16 protein-coding genes are annotated in these 13,570 nt (G+C 72.1%); 12 read left to right on the top strand and 4 right to left on the bottom strand.

All coding sequences use genetic code 11. From position 1 onward, the window contains the following. The first annotated feature begins 61 nt into the window (after positions 1-61). Both OG896_RS10775 and meaB read left to right on the top strand, forming a co-directional pair. Complete coding sequence (locus tag OG896_RS10775) at positions 62-1,246, top strand: acetyl-CoA C-acetyltransferase (RefSeq protein ID WP_329373888.1); 1,185 nt, start codon at positions 62-64, stop codon at positions 1,244-1,246. A gap of 157 nt (positions 1,247-1,403) precedes the next feature. After that, on the top strand, positions 1,404-2,363 hold the full coding sequence (gene meaB, locus OG896_RS10770) for a methylmalonyl Co-A mutase-associated GTPase MeaB (RefSeq protein WP_329364497.1): 960 nt from the start codon (positions 1,404-1,406) through the stop codon (positions 2,361-2,363). Positions 2,364-2,505: 142 nt separating this feature from the next. On the opposite strand, the gene OG896_RS10765 is transcribed toward meaB, so the two are convergent. Next, positions 2,506-3,822 carry an MFS transporter gene (locus tag OG896_RS10765; protein WP_329364495.1) on the bottom strand — a complete coding sequence of 439 codons (1,317 nt, stop codon included), beginning with the start codon at positions 3,820-3,822 and terminating at the stop codon, positions 2,506-2,508. Between the two features lie 70 nt (positions 3,823-3,892). Between OG896_RS10765 and OG896_RS10760 the strand changes: the two genes are divergently transcribed. Continuing rightward, positions 3,893-4,885, top strand: coding sequence for an ArsR/SmtB family transcription factor (locus OG896_RS10760; protein WP_329364493.1), 993 nt, complete (start codon positions 3,893-3,895; stop codon positions 4,883-4,885). Between the two features lie 114 nt (positions 4,886-4,999). Here the strand turns inward: OG896_RS10760 and OG896_RS10755 are convergent, their stop codons facing one another. Together OG896_RS10755 and OG896_RS10750 are read right to left on the bottom strand one after the other, a co-directional pair. Then, positions 5,000-5,293 (bottom strand): MTH1187 family thiamine-binding protein, encoded by a 294-nt coding sequence (locus tag OG896_RS10755; RefSeq protein WP_329364492.1) that lies wholly within the window; start codon positions 5,291-5,293, stop codon positions 5,000-5,002. After that, the gene (locus OG896_RS10750; protein ID WP_329364490.1) at positions 5,290-5,679 is read right to left on the bottom strand and encodes a DUF3817 domain-containing protein; all 390 of its coding nucleotides are present in this window, start codon (positions 5,677-5,679) and stop codon (positions 5,290-5,292) included. The genes OG896_RS10755 and OG896_RS10750 overlap by 4 nt, the downstream gene beginning before the upstream one ends. 252 nt (positions 5,680-5,931) lie before the next feature. Between OG896_RS10750 and OG896_RS10745 the strand changes: the two genes are divergently transcribed. The 9 genes from OG896_RS10745 to OG896_RS10705 all read left to right on the top strand — a co-directional run bounded on the left by OG896_RS10745 (position 5,932) and on the right by OG896_RS10705 (position 12,669). After that, positions 5,932-6,792, top strand: coding sequence for a DUF2127 domain-containing protein (locus OG896_RS10745; protein ID WP_329364488.1), 861 nt, complete (start codon positions 5,932-5,934; stop codon positions 6,790-6,792). A 3-nt stretch (positions 6,793-6,795) separates the two neighbouring features. Then, positions 6,796-7,434, top strand: a complete 639-nt coding sequence (locus tag OG896_RS10740; RefSeq protein WP_329364486.1) for an AIM24 family protein — start codon at positions 6,796-6,798, stop codon at positions 7,432-7,434. Next, a complete protein-coding gene (locus OG896_RS10735) occupies positions 7,434-8,117 on the top strand; it encodes an AIM24 family protein (RefSeq protein WP_329364484.1) in 684 nt (227 codons plus the stop codon). Before OG896_RS10740 ends, OG896_RS10735 begins: the two co-directional genes overlap by 1 nt. A 68-nt stretch (positions 8,118-8,185) precedes the next feature. Beyond that, positions 8,186-8,893 carry an AIM24 family protein gene (locus OG896_RS10730; RefSeq protein WP_329373885.1) on the top strand — a complete coding sequence of 236 codons (708 nt, stop codon included), beginning with the start codon at positions 8,186-8,188 and terminating at the stop codon, positions 8,891-8,893. A gap of 134 nt (positions 8,894-9,027) precedes the next feature. Then, entirely contained in the window at positions 9,028-9,510 is a 483-nt protein-coding gene (locus OG896_RS10725) for a MarR family winged helix-turn-helix transcriptional regulator (protein WP_329373883.1), read from the top strand. 56 nt (positions 9,511-9,566) lie between these two features. Next, on the top strand, positions 9,567-10,079 hold the full coding sequence (locus OG896_RS10720) for a MarR family winged helix-turn-helix transcriptional regulator (RefSeq protein ID WP_329364482.1): 513 nt from the start codon (positions 9,567-9,569) through the stop codon (positions 10,077-10,079). Positions 10,080-10,211: 132 nt separating this feature from the next. Further along, a complete protein-coding gene (locus OG896_RS10715; RefSeq protein ID WP_329364480.1) occupies positions 10,212-10,556 on the top strand; it encodes a DUF3817 domain-containing protein in 345 nt (114 codons plus the stop codon). 119 nt (positions 10,557-10,675) lie between these two features. Further along, positions 10,676-12,376 carry an acyl-CoA mutase large subunit family protein gene (locus tag OG896_RS10710; RefSeq protein ID WP_329364478.1) on the top strand — a complete coding sequence of 567 codons (1,701 nt, stop codon included), beginning with the start codon at positions 10,676-10,678 and terminating at the stop codon, positions 12,374-12,376. Positions 12,377-12,498: 122 nt separating this feature from the next. After that, positions 12,499-12,669, top strand: a complete 171-nt coding sequence (locus OG896_RS10705) for a DUF397 domain-containing protein (protein WP_402446861.1) — start codon at positions 12,499-12,501, stop codon at positions 12,667-12,669. 145 nt (positions 12,670-12,814) lie between these two features. Here OG896_RS10705 and OG896_RS10700 read toward each other — a convergent pair whose 3' ends face one another. Continuing rightward, on the bottom strand, positions 12,815-13,447 hold the full coding sequence (locus tag OG896_RS10700; protein ID WP_329364476.1) for a TetR/AcrR family transcriptional regulator: 633 nt from the start codon (positions 13,445-13,447) through the stop codon (positions 12,815-12,817). Positions 13,448-13,570: the final 123 nt, after the last annotated feature.

Raw genomic sequence — 13,570 nt, 5'->3', positions numbered from 1 at the left:
TCGTTAACCTCTCTTCAGCCGAAGGGGCCGCACCATGACCAGTCAGGAAGCCCGCACCTCCGTGATCGTCGCCGGCGCCCGCACCCCGATGGGGCGGCTGCTCGGCAGCCTGCGCACCTTCTCCGGCGCCGACCTCGGCGGCGTCGCGATCAAGGCCGCGCTGGACCGGGCCGGCATCGCCGGCGACCAGGTCGAGTACGTGATCATGGGGCAGGTGCTCCAGGCCGGCGCCGGCCAGATCCCGGCCCGGCAGGCCGCGGTCAAGGCCGGCATCCCGATGAGCGTGCCCGCGCTCACCGTGAACAAGGTGTGCCTGTCCGGCCTCGACGCGATCGCCCTCGCCGACCAGCTGATCCGGGCCGGCGAGTTCGAGGTGGTGGTGGCCGGCGGCCAGGAGTCCATGACCAACGCGCCGCACCTGCTGCCCAAGTCCCGCGAGGGCCACAAGTACGGCGCGATCGAGATGCTCGACTCGATGGCGCACGACGGCCTGACCGACGCCTACGACGAGATCGCGATGGGCGCGTCCACCGAGCGGCACAACACCCGGCTCGGCATCGAGCGCGCCCCGCAGGACGAGTTCGCCGCGCTGTCCCACCAGCGCGCCGCGGCCGCCCGGAAGAACGGCCTGTTCGACGCCGAGATCACCCCGGTGGAGATCCCGCAGCGCAAGGGCGACCCGGTGGTCTTCGCCCAGGACGAGGGCATCCGCCCGGAGACCACCGTGGAGTCGCTCAGCCGGCTGCGGCCCGCCTTCGCCGACGCCACCGGGGCGGGCACCATCACCGCGGGCACCTCCTCGCAGATCTCCGACGGGGCCGCCGCGGTCGTCGTGATGAGCCGGGCCAAGGCGGAGGAGCTGGGCCTGTCCTGGATCGCCGAGATCGGCGCGCACGGCAACGTGGCCGGGCCGGACAACTCGCTCCAGTCGCAGCCGTCGAACGCGATCAACCACGCGCTGCGCAAGGAGGGGCTGACCGTCGGCGACCTCGACCTCATCGAGATCAACGAGGCGTTCGCCGCGGTCGCCGTGCAGTCGATGAAGGACCTGGGCGTGACACCGGAAAAGGTGAACGTCAACGGCGGCGCGATCGCCCTCGGCCACCCCATCGGGATGTCCGGCGCCCGTATCGTGCTGCACCTGGCCCTCGAGCTCAAGCGGCGCGGCGGCGGCACCGGAGCGGCCGCCCTGTGCGGCGGCGGCGGCCAGGGCGACGCCCTGATCCTCCGCGTCCCGGGCAACTGACGGGAAAAGGGTGCCTACGGTCGGCTGACGGCGGAACGGTGCCTACGGTCGGCTGACGGCGGAACGGCGCCCCCGGACCGGACCTGAGGGCGCCTCGCGGGCGCGGCTTCCGGGGCCCGGAGGCGAACCGAGGACCAGAGAGCGGAAAGAGGTCGAGGTGCAGGCGGACGTCGGGACGCTGGTGGAGCAGGCGCGGGAGGGGCGGCCGCGGGCGGTGGCGCGGCTGATCTCGCTCGTGGAGGGCGGTTCCCCGCAACTGCGCGAGGTGATGGCGACGCTCGCCCCGCTGACCGGCGGAGCCTACGTCGTCGGGCTGACCGGTTCACCCGGCGTCGGCAAGTCCACCTCTACCTCGGCGCTGGTCACGGCGTACCGCAGGTCCGGCCGCCGGGTCGGCGTGCTCGCGGTCGACCCGTCCTCACCGTTCTCCGGCGGAGCCCTCCTCGGCGACCGGGTCCGGATGTCCGAGCACGCTTCTGACCCGGGCGTCTACATCCGCTCGATGGCCACCCGCGGCCACCTCGGCGGCCTGGCCTGGGCCGCCCCGCAGGCCATCCGGGTGCTGGACGCCGCCGGGTGCGACGTGGTGCTGGTGGAGACCGTCGGCGTCGGCCAGTCCGAGGTGGAGATCGCCGCGCAGGCCGACACCTCGGTGGTGCTGCTCGCCCCCGGCATGGGCGACGGCATCCAGGCCGCGAAGGCCGGCATCCTGGAGATCGGCGACGTCTACGTGGTGAACAAGGCCGACCGCGACGGCGCCGACGCCACCGCCCGCGAGCTGAACCACATGCTCGGCCTCGGCGAGGCCCGCGCGGCCGGCGACTGGCGGCCGCCGATCGTCAAGACGGTCGCCAGCCGCGGCGAGGGCATCGACGAACTCCTCGACGCCCTCGACAAGCACCGCGGCTGGATGGAGGAGCACGGCGCCCTCGTCGAGCGGCGCCGTGCCCGTGCCGCCGGCGAGATCGAGACCATCGCCGTCACCGCGCTGCGCCGCCGTATCGGCAGCCTGCACGGCGACGCCCGGCTCTCCGCGCTGGCCGGAAAGGTGACCGACGGCACGCTCGACCCGTACGCGGCGGCGGACGAACTCGTCGCGGGCCTGACGGAGTCGTAGCGGCGCGGGTCCGGCCCGTTCGCGGCCCCACGCCGGCCCGCTCGCCGTGGCCGCGTCGCGCCGGGCGGTCGGGCCGCCGCGTAGGAGCCCTGCGCCGGTTCGTTCGCCCGCCGTGGCCGCGCCGACGCCCTACGCCGGCTCTCTACGCCGGCTCGCCCGTCGCTGCCGCCGCCTCGCGCGTGATGCCGGTCCTGCGCACCGACCTGAGCACCATGAACACCCCGGCCGTCCCCACCAGCCCGCCGCCGCCGACCACCGCGTACGGCGGGACCACCTCGGCGACCGCGCCGCCGGCCGTCAGGCCGACGCCCTGAAGCGTCATCAGGCCGGTGCCGAGCAGGGTCATCGCCCGGCCGCGCATGTCCAGCGGCACCGCCTGCACGAACCAGCGGTCCATGCCGAGCGCGTAGGCGCCGCACAGCCCGGTGAGCACCAGCAGCCCCACCGCCAGCGGCAGCGGGGGATGGACGAAGAACGCGAGCATCGGCAGCAGCGCGACGGCCGCCAGTGGCAGGGTGATCCGGTCCCTGGCCTCCGGACCGAGCAGCGACCCGGCCGCCATCTGACCGACGACGGTGCCGGCCGGCATCGCGGCCAGGAAGATGCCGTAGCCCACCGATCCGGCGCCGGCCTCGGCCGCGAACGGCACCGCCACCCCCTCGGCGACCCCGAAGAACATCGGCGGCACCCACCACATCAGCAGCAGCGCCCTGATCCGCGGCTGCGACAGCAACCGGCCGCTCGCCCCGAGCGACTCGCGCATCAGCGCCGCCCCCCGGGTGTCGCGGGCCGGCCGGGGCAGCGTGCCGAACCGCAGCAGCAGCGCCGAGCACAGGAACGTGCACACGGTGATGTAGAGGGTCTGGCGCGGGGTGAGCCAGGCGACCACCAGACCGGCCACGCCGAAGCCGATGATCTGCGAGGTCTGGGAGACCGTCGAGATCAGCGAGCGGCCCAGCACGTACAGGTCGCCGTCCAGGATCTCGGACAGGCTCGCGCCGCGGGTGCCGGTGAACAGCGGCGAGATGATCGAGACGCCCATCCGCAGCACCAGGAGCGCGGCGATCGGCATGTTCGGGATGACCATCAGGGCGACGCACGACGCCGACAGCAGGTCGCAGGTGACCAGCACCCGCCGGGCGGGGGCACGGTCGGTGATGCCGGACAGCAGCAGGCCGCTCAGCGCGTACGGCAGCGTGGTCAGCGCGAAGACCAGCGCGGTGAGCAGCGCGGAGCCGGTCTGCCGGAACACCATGACCGCCAGGGCGACTTCGCAGAACATCGTGCCGAGCATCGAGAGCACATGGGCGGCGAACATCGCCCGGAACTCCCGTACTGCGAACACCGCGCCGTATCCGGCGCTTCTCTTCTTCTCCCCCTGGGTGTCGGGGGAGTTGTCCGAGCCCGTCTGCGAGGAGTGGTTCCCCTCACGAGACGGGTGCTCGCTGTCCGTTGTCATGACATCACACTGGTGGCACTGGCCCCACCCGTCGTAGTCTTTCGGCTGCTGCCGAATCTTGGGGGGTGTGATGTCGCAGCGCATGCGCTTCACGGCCGAGGAACTGCTGCGCTGCCGCTTCGCGATCTCACCGTTGCGCGAGGCGCAGGGGGCGATCCGGACCCTCTCCCACCCGGACCGGCACGGCTATCACCTTCCGTGGCTGCGCCAGGTCCGTACGGTCGCCGCCGGCCTCGACCTGATCGCGTTCTGGTTGCTCGCTCCGGGCAACGGCCACGGCCCCGACTTCCTCCACCCCGTCCCCGCGGTGCCGTTGGCCGCGCTGGAGGACGAGACCGCCGCGATACGCGCCACCGATCCGGAGGTCGCCCGGCAGCAGATCGCGCAGGCGCTGGCCAAGACCCCGGGCGCGAGGGACTCCCGCCGCGGCCGCGCCATGCTCGCCGACCCGGCCGGCACCGTACGGCAGTTGGCCGGGCAGTACGAACACGTGTGGTCCGCGCTGCTCGCGCCGCACTGGCCGCGGTTGCGGGCGGTGCTGGAGGCGGATGTCGCCTATCACGCGCGGCGGTTGGCCGACGGCGGCATGCAGCGGCTGTTCACCGGGCTGCACCCGCTGCTCAACTGGTCGGAGGGGGCGCTGTCGGTCGGCGGCGGCCTGCCGGAGAAGGAGCGGCTGCCCTCGGCGAGCGGCGGCCTGGTGCTGGTGCCCAGCGTCTTCTTCTGGCCCGAGGCGAGCAGCGCCTTCGACCCGCCGTGGCAGCCGACCGTGGTCTACCCGGCCCGCGGGGTCGGCGGCCTGTGGGCGCGCACCGGGCCCAGCGCGTCCGACGCCCTGGTCCGGCTGCTGGGCGCCAACCGGGCCGCGATCCTCTCCGGCCTCGACGCGCCCACGACCACCACCGCCCTCGCGCACCGGCACGACCTGGCGATGTCCTCGGTCTCCGCCCACCTCGCGGTGCTGCGCGACGCCGGGCTGCTCAGGTCCCGCCGCTACGGCCACCAGGTGCTCTACGAACGCACCCCGCTGGGCATCGCGATGGCGACCGGCGGCCTGCTCTGAAACGTCCCGCGTCCCACGTCCCGCGTCCCGCGCTCATGACGTCCCGCGCTCATGACGTCCCGCGCTCATGACGTCATGCGCTCATGACGTCATGCCGTCATGCCCCTCATGCCGTCACTGCGCCAGGAACCGCTCCACCGTCTCGACCTTCGAGGTGAGCCCGTCCGTCACCGACGGCCGGATGTCGGCCTTGAGCACCAGGGACACCCGGGGCGCGCGGGCCTCGACGGCGGCCACCGCGCGCCGTACGACGTCCATCACCTCGTCCCACTCGCCCTCGATCGAGGTGAACATCGCGTCGGTGCGGTTCGGCAGCCCGGACTCGCGGACCACCCGCACCGCGTCCGCGACGTACTCACCGACGTCCTCGCCGACGCCCAGCGGGGTCACGGAGAAGGCGACGATCACGCGGAGGTCACCGCCTCGGCGTCCTGGTCAGAACCGGCCGGGCCCTCGGCCGCGGCCTGCTCCTGGGCCGCCCGCGCCGTCGCCACCGCGGTCTCGCACTCGCGCGCCAGCATCCGCTCCGCGAAGAAGCCGCCGGTGGGCAGCACCGACAGCACCAGGTAGAGCGCCGAGCGGCCGAGCGGCCAGCGCGCCCGGTTCCAGGCGTCCGCCCAGAAGAGCACGTAGATGATGAACAGGATGCCGTGCACCATGCCCATCACGGGCACGGCGTTGAAGTCCGTGGTGCTCTTCAGCACCACGCACACCAGCAGGATCACGAAGGACGCCGCCTCCGGGGCGGAGATCAGGCGCAGCCGGCGCAGAGCGGCGGCGGTCTTCAGTTCCACGGGGACCTCGCTGTCGAAAACGGTCGGGTGCGATGTGCGGACGGGCGGATGCGAAGCCTTTGTGAAGGCGATCACAAACTCTTCTCCATTATCACCGGACCGTATCGATGACCCGCGTCCGGGGTGGGCAACCGCGCGACGGGCGATAACGTCCCTCTCCACGGAGCGCCGTCCGGCCACGGGGCCGGCGCACCGCGTCACCACCTGTACCTTCCGTTTCCGAGCGACCACCACCCACGGGGACCGACACCGATGAGCAGAGACTGGGACCGCAGGCACTGCGCCAGCAAGGGCCACATCACCTACGCGCCCGACGAGCCGGGCCTGCGCGAGCGGCTCCAGGCCAGGACCGCCGTGGGCACCGTCTGGCGCTGCCTGCGCTGCGGGGACTTCGTGCTCGGCGAGCCGCACGGCTCGGGGCCGGCCGAGCAGGCGCCGCTGGTGCCGCGCGGCCGGGCGCTGCGCGACCTGTTCATCCTGCGCTTCCTCGCCGTGGAGCGGGTGCTGCGCGGGGTGCTGGTGATCCTGGCCGCCTGGGCGGTGTGGAAGTTCTCCAACTCCCAGGACGCGGTGCGCCGGCTCTTCGAGCAGGACCTCACCGTCTTCCGCCCGGTCGCCAACCACTTCGGCTACGACCTGGACCACTCCCCGGTCGTCGGCACCATCCAGAAGACCTTCGACTACAAGAAGTCGACCCTGCACGTGGTGGCGGGCGGCCTGCTCGGGTACGCCCTGATCGAGACGGTCGAGGGCGTCGGGCTGTGGTTCGGCAAGCGCTGGGCGGAGTACCTGGCGGTCATCGCCACCGCCGCGTTCCTGCCGATCGAGGTCTACGAGCTCACCGAGAAGATGAGCGGGTTCAAGGTCGGCACGCTCGCGCTGAACGTCGTCGCGGTGCTCTACATCCTCATCGGCAAGCGGCTGTTCGGGCTGCGCGGCGGCCACGCGGCGTTCGAGGCGGCCCGGCGCGGGGAGTCGCTGATCGAGGTCGAGGCGGCGGCGGGCGCGGCGGACACCGCGGGCACGCCGGTCGGCGGGCTGTTCGGCGGTCAGGACGACGCCGGCAAGGCGCCGCTTCCGGTCCGGCGCCGCCCGTCGGCCGATACCGTGTGACCCATGGCCAACTTCCGGTTGCAGGGCACCCGCGTGCTCGCCGTCGACCTGGCGGGCGACGCGGTCAAGGCGAAGAACGGCGCCATGGTCGCCTACGACGGCGAGATGACCTTCAAGAAGATGACCGGCGGCGGCGAGGGCCTGCGCGGCCTGATGACCCGCCGCATCACCGGTGAGTCGATGGCCGTCATGGAGGTCAAGGGCCACGGCACCTGCTACTTCGCCGACCGCGCCACCGAGATCAACCTGGTCCGGCTCAGCGGCGAGAAGCTCTACGTCGAGGCGTCGAACCTGCTGGTCACCGAGCCGTCGCTGCGCACCGGCACCACCTTCACCGGGCTGCGCGGCGCCTCCCAGGGCAACGGCCTGTTCACCACCACCGTCGAGGGCAGCGGCCAGGCCGCGATCATGTCCGACGGCCCGGCGATCGTGCTGCGGGTCAGCGCGCAGACCCCGCTCGTGGTCGACCCGGGCGCGTACATCGCGCACACCGGGGGCCTGCGCCAGCAGCTCCAGGCCGCGGTCGGCTGGCGCACCCTGATCGGCGAGGGCTCGGGCGAGAGCTTCCAGCTCCGCTTCGAGGGCGAGGGCCTGGTCTACGTCCAGCCCAGCGAGCGCGTCACGGTCGGGGGGCAGCTGTAGTGCCGTTCACCCGGATCAACTCGAAGATGGTCGAGGCGCACATCGCGCCCGGGCAGCGGGTGTTCAGCCAGCGCGGCGCCATGCTCGCCTACCGCGGCCCCGTCACCTTCACGCCCAGCATCACCGGCGGCCAGGGCGGGGTGATGTCCATGATCGGCCGCCGCGTGGCCAACGAGGCCACCCCGCTGATGACCGTGGAGGTGCCGGTCGGGCCCGGTGGCCCCGGCGGGACCCCGCCGGGCTCGGTGATGTTCGGCCACGGCGGCCACCACATCCACACCGTGGACCTCACCGGCGAGACGCTCTACGTGGAGGCCGACCGGCTGCTCGCCTTCGACGGCTCGCTCCGGCAGGGCACGATGTTCATGGGCTCGCAGGGCGGTGTGATGGGCGTGATCCGCGGCCAGGTCACCGGCCAGGGCCTGTTCACCACCACGCTGGCGGGAAAGGGCTCGGTCGCGTTCATGGCGCACGGCGGCGTCATCGAGCTGCCGATCACCGCCCGGGGCCCGGTCCATGTCGACCCGCAGGCGTATGTCGCGCACAGCGGCGACGTCCGCAACAAGCTGACCACCGCGCTCGGCTGGCGCGAGATGGTCGGCCGCGGCTCGGGCGAGGCGTTCCAGCTGGAGCTGTCCGGCAACGGCACGGTGTACGTACAGGCGTCGGAGGAGAAGCTGTGACGTCCCCGGAGTTCCACGGACACGCGGGCGCTTCCACGCCTCCGCCCCCGCCCTCGTCGCCGCCTTCCGTGCCGCCGCAGGCGCCGCCCGCGCCGCCGGGCGGGCCGGTGGTCCATGACGCGTGGACGCTGCCGTCGAACGACAACGTCAACCCGTACGCCTTCAGCGTGGACCTGGACGGCCAGTGGTTCCTGCAGAAGGGGAAGATGATCGCCTTCTTCGGGCAGATCGACTTCCAGGCGATCGGCGCGGGCCCGCTGGACCACCTCATCGCGGAGAACTTCCACTCGCCGATGCACGCCGCCGAGTGGGTGGTCGCGCAGGGCCGCGGCAAGATGCTGCTCGCCGACCGGTCGTACGACATCAACTCCTACGACCTCGACGAGGGCAACCTCACCATCCGCTCGGGCAACCTGCTCGCCTTCCAACCCGGCCTGTCGCTGAAGCAGTCGATCATCCCGGGCTTCCTCACCCTCATCGGCACCGGCAAGTTCGTGGCCGCCTCCAACGGCGCCGTGCACTTCGTGGAGCCGCCGATCCGGGTCGACCCGCAGGCGCTCGTCGGCTGGGCCGACTGCCCCTCGCCCTGCCACCACTACGACCACGCGTACCTGCGCGGCGTGCTCGGCGGTATCCGGGCGATGACCGGGATAGGGGGCGCGTCGGGCGAGGAGCACCAGTACGAGTTCGTCGGCGCCGGGCAGGTGCTGCTCCAGTCGACCGAGTCGGTGCTCGCCGAACGCGCCACCGGCGCGGGGCCCGAGCCGGGCACGTGACGACCTGACCGACGCCCGGGCGCACCCCGGGGCGTAACCCCCGCGTCCGCGCGCTCGTTCCTCAGGGTGACCACACGGCTACCCTGGTGATCGAACGAGGTGCAACTCCCGGTAGCATAGGGGCCATGGGGACCATGGAGACCGAGACCGCGGGTGACACGACCACCTGGCTCAACGAGGACGAACAGCGGGCCTGGCGCCTTCACTTGGACGTCAGCCGCCTGCTCATGTACCAACTCGAGCGCGACCTCCAGCCGTTCGGCCTGACCAACAACGACTACGAGATCCTGGTCAACCTCTCCGAGGCCGCCGACCGCCGGATGCGGATGAGCGATCTGGCGAAGTGCACGCTCCAGTCGAAGAGCCGGCTCTCCCACCAGATCACCCGGATGGAGACCGCCGGCCTGGTCCGCCGGGTGGACTGCGAGTCCGACCGCCGCGGGCTGTACGCGGTCCTCACCGACGAGGGCTGGGCCACCATGCGCCAGGTCGCCCCGCGCCATGTCGCCTCGGTCCGGGAGCACTTCATCGACCTGCTCGCCCCCGGCGCGCTCGCCGCCTACCGCGAGGCCCTGCAGCCGGTGGCCGATCAACTGCGCGCCGCACGCCTGCGGTAGTGCCCACACGGTGGACACCTGTGCCCGGTATGTGACCGGCGGGTAGGCTCGGGGGCGTGCCAAAGCCGTTGAGCCTGCCCTTCGACCCCATCGCCCGCGCCGACGAGCTGTGGACGCGGCACTGGGGCGGCGTGCCCTCGATGTCCGCCATCACCTCCATCATGCGCGCCCAGCAGATCCTGCTCGGCCAGGTCGACGCGGTGGTCAAGCCGTACGGCCTCACCTTCGCCCGGTACGAGGCGCTGGTGCTGCTCACCTTCTCCAAGGAGGGCGAGCTGCCGATGTCCAAGATCGGCGAGCGGCTGATGGTGCACCCCACCTCCGTGACCAACACCGTCGACCGGCTGGTCTCCGCCGGCCTCGTCGACAAGCGCCCCAACCCCAACGACGGGCGCGGCACCCTCGCCTCCATCACCGGCAAGGGCCGGGAGATCGTCGAGTCCGCGACCCGCGACCTGATGGCGATGGAGTTCGGCCTCGGCGTCTACGACCAGGAGGAGTGCGGCGAGATCTTCGCGCTGCTGCGCCCGCTGCGGATAGCGGCGGGCGACTTCCAGCCGGAGGGATGAGGGCCGGCGCCCGAGCGGTGAGGCGTGGGGGCGGGCGCCCGTGCACGCCGGGGTGGGGGCCCTGAGCAGCACGGGGTCTGCGGGGCCGCCCCGGAGTCGGGGGGAGTTTCCGGGCGGTTTACGCTCGTACCCATGAAATCCAGCGTGTTGACCCGCTACCGGGTGATGGCCTACGTGACGGGTGTGCTGCTGATCGTGCTCACCCTCAGCGTCATCGCCGAGTACGTGCTCCACATCGACGGCGCGAGCACCGCCACCGGCATCGTGGGCTTCGCCCACGGCTGGCTCTACGTGGTCTACCTCATCTTCGCCTTCGACCTGTGCACCAAGGCGAAGTGGCCGCTGGGCCGGATGGTCTGGGTGCTGCTGGCCGGCACCGTGCCGACCGCGGCCTTCTTCGTCGAGCGCCGCGTCAGCCGCGAGCTGGCCCCGAAGGTGATCGGCGCCGAGAAGGCCGCCGAGCCGGTCGAGGTCTGACCGGTATTTCACCCTGACCTGCCGCTCCGTCGCAGGTCAGGGGCGTATCCCTCGGCTTCACCCGAGTGCGGGTCGGCTTCCCGTCGACATTTAGTAGGACGTCCAAGTAAATTTGAGGCATGGACGCCCACGAGATCGAGACAGGCCGCCGGCGCTGGCAGGCGCGCTACGACTCAGCGCGCACCCGGGACGCCGACTTCACCACCCTCTCCGGTGACCCCGTGCAGCCGGTGTACGGGCCACCGCCCGGCGCCGACGTGCCGGGCTTCGACCGCATCGGCTGGCCGGGTGAGTACCCCTTCACCCGCGGCCTGCACGCCACCGGCTACCGCGGCCGGACCTGGACCATCCGCCAGTTCGCCGGCTTCGGCAACGCCGAGCAGACCAACGAGCGGTACAAGATGATCCTGGAGGCGGGCGGCGGCGGCCTGTCCGTCGCGTTCGACATGCCGACGCTGATGGGCCGCGACTCCGACGACCCGCGCTCGCTCGGCGAGGTCGGGCACTGCGGCGTGGCGATCGACTCCGCCGCCGACATGGAGGTGCTCTTCGGCGGCATCCCGCTCGGCGACGTCACCACCTCGATGACGATCTCCGGCCCGGCCGTGCCGGTCTTCTGCATGTACCTGGTCGCCGCCGAGCGTCAGGGCGTGGACCCCGGCGTGCTCAACGGAACTCTCCAGACCGACATCTTCAAGGAGTACATCGCGCAGAAGGAGTGGCTCTTCGCGCCCGACCCGCACCTGCGGCTGATCGGCGACCTGATGGAGCACTGCGCGCGCTCCGTCCCCGCGTACAAGCCGCTGTCGGTCTCCGGCTACCACATCCGCGAGGCGGGCTCCACGGCCGCGCAGGAGCTGGCGTACACCCTCGCCGACGGCTTCGGCTACGTGGAGCTCGGCCTCTCCCGCGGTCTGGACGTCAACACCTTCGCGCCCGGGCTCTCCTTCTTCTTCGACGCGCACCTGGACTTCTTCGAGGAGATCGCCAAGTTCCGGGCCGCCCGCCGGATCTGGGCCCGCTGGATGCGCGACGAGTACGGCGCCACCTCCGACAAGGCGCAGTGGCTGCGCTTCCACACCCAGACCGCGGGCGTCTCGCTCACCGCCCAGCAGCCGTACAACAACGTGGTGCGCACCGCGGTCGAGGCGCTGTCGGCGGTGCTCGGCGGCACCAACTCGCTGCACACCAACGCGCTGGACGAGACGCTGGCGCTGCCCAGCGCGCAGGCCGCCGAGATCGCGCTGCGCACCCAGCAGGTGCTGATGGAGGAGACCGGGGTGGCCAACGTGGCCGACCCGCTCGGCGGCTCCTGGTACGTGGAGGCGCTGACCGACCGGATCGAGGCGGACGCCGAGAAGATCTTCGAGCGGATCAGGGAGCTGGGCGCCAAGGCGGTGCCGAGCGGGCAGCACCCGATCGGCCCGATCACCTCGGGCATCCTGCGCGGCATCGAGGACGGCTACTTCACCGGGGAGACCGCCGAGTCCGCCTTCCGCTACCAGCGGGCGCTGGAGAAGGGCGAGAAGAAGGTGGTGGGCGTCAACTGCCACACCGGCTCGGTCACCGGCGACCTGGAGATCCTGCGGGTCAGCCACGAGGTGGAGCGCGAGCAGGTGCGGGCGCTGGCCGACCGCAAGGCGGCCCGCGACGACACGGCGGTGCGCGCCGCGCTCGACGCGATGCTCGCCGCCGCCCGCGACGGGTCCAACATGATCGAGCCGATGCTGACCGCGATCCGGGCCGAGGCCACGCTCGGTGAGGTCTGCGGCGTGCTGCGCGACGAGTGGGGATCGTACACGGAGCCGGCCCGATTCTGATCGGACGTCACCCGAACAGACCAACACCCCCTTCCTGAAGCCGAGTTGATCACGGGATGCTACGGGCTGCAACGCCCGTAACCTCGTACGCACTCAACCGGCATCTCCGAGGAAGGAACCTGGTGTCCCTCGAAGCGACCGTCGGTGACGACGGGTTGATCTACATCCGCGAGACAGAGCGGCCTGAGGTGGTGGCGGTGACCACGCCCGCGAAGTGGGAGGCTTTCGTGAAGGGCGTCAAGGCCGGCGAGTTCGACCACTTCGTCGCGGGTGTGGAGGCGGAGGCAGGCTGAGGCGGCGGCGGGCCGGGGTGGCACGGGCCGATGTGGCGCGGGCCGATGTGGAGGTGGACCGAGGGGAGGCGGGCCGGCGGGAGCGCGCGCCGGCCTGGACACCGGGCCGGCGCCGCATTGGCCCGGACGGGCGGTGGACCCGGCCTCAGCAGCCCGGGTTCGCGGTCAGGCCGCCCACCAGCAGCCGGGCCAGCCGGTCGGCCCACTCCTGGTCGACCGGCTCCGAGCTGACCATCACCCGGTGCACCACCGCGCCCGCCACCACGTCGAAGATCAGGTCGTCGCGGGCCGGGTCCGCGGCGCCCTCGTCGCCGGGCAGCTCGCCGCGCGACTGCGCGCGGGCCCGGCCCAGCAGCACCAGGTGCTTCTGCCGGTCGACGATCGCCTCCCGGATGCGCTCCCGCAGCGCCTCGTCGTGGCTCGCCTCGGAGACCACCGCCATCAACGAGGTCCGGGTCTCCGGGCGGTTGAGCAGTCCGGCGAAGCGCAGCACCACGCCCTCGATGTCGGCTCGCAGGCTGCCGCGGTCCGGCAGCTCCAACTGCTCCTCGAACAGCGCCGCGAGCGCGTCCACCACCAGCTCGTTCTTGCCCGCCCAGCGCCGGTACAAGGTGGTCTTCGCCACGCCCGCGCGGGCCGCCACGTCGCCGAGCGTCAACCCGCCGAAGCCCAACTCCACCAGCGCCGCGCGGGTCGCGTCCAGGATCGCGCGGTCCGCCTCGGCACTTCTGGGCCGGCCGGTTCGTTTGTGCGAGTGGGCCGGGGGAGTGGGGGGCATAGGCCGGACCATACCGGCCAGTAGCCTTCGTGGGTCGAGTGACGGTTGTCACAACGCCCGCCACCGCGCGGCCGGTGCCCGGCAGTTACGCTACGACTCGTAGCGAAAGGGTGGACCACGCGG

Origin of the sequence: Streptomyces sp. NBC_00669, from assembly GCF_036226785.1 — a bacterium.
Classification (GTDB): domain Bacteria; phylum Actinomycetota; class Actinomycetes; order Streptomycetales; family Streptomycetaceae; genus Actinacidiphila.
The sequence above is the reverse complement of the archived record's forward strand: the minus strand, read 5'-3'. Positions and strand labels throughout refer to the sequence as shown.

What these genes read in the sequence shown, in the direction of transcription:
- OG896_RS10765 (WP_329364495.1), bottom strand. Translation starts at nt 3,822, where the DNA reads ATGACAACGGACAGCGAGCACCCGTCTCGTGAGGGGAACCACTCCTCG.
- OG896_RS10760 (WP_329364493.1), top strand. Translation starts at nt 3,893, where the DNA reads ATGTCGCAGCGCATGCGCTTCACGGCCGAGGAACTGCTGCGCTGCCGC.
- OG896_RS10745 (WP_329364488.1), top strand. Translation starts at nt 5,932, where the DNA reads ATGAGCAGAGACTGGGACCGCAGGCACTGCGCCAGCAAGGGCCACATC.
- OG896_RS10740 (WP_329364486.1), top strand. Translation starts at nt 6,796, where the DNA reads ATGGCCAACTTCCGGTTGCAGGGCACCCGCGTGCTCGCCGTCGACCTG.
- OG896_RS10725 (WP_329373883.1), top strand. Translation starts at nt 9,028, where the DNA reads ATGGAGACCGAGACCGCGGGTGACACGACCACCTGGCTCAACGAGGAC.
- OG896_RS10715 (WP_329364480.1), top strand. Translation starts at nt 10,212, where the DNA reads ATGAAATCCAGCGTGTTGACCCGCTACCGGGTGATGGCCTACGTGACG.
- OG896_RS10710 (WP_329364478.1), top strand. Translation starts at nt 10,676, where the DNA reads ATGGACGCCCACGAGATCGAGACAGGCCGCCGGCGCTGGCAGGCGCGC.
- OG896_RS10700 (WP_329364476.1), bottom strand. Translation starts at nt 13,447, where the DNA reads ATGCCCCCCACTCCCCCGGCCCACTCGCACAAACGAACCGGCCGGCCC.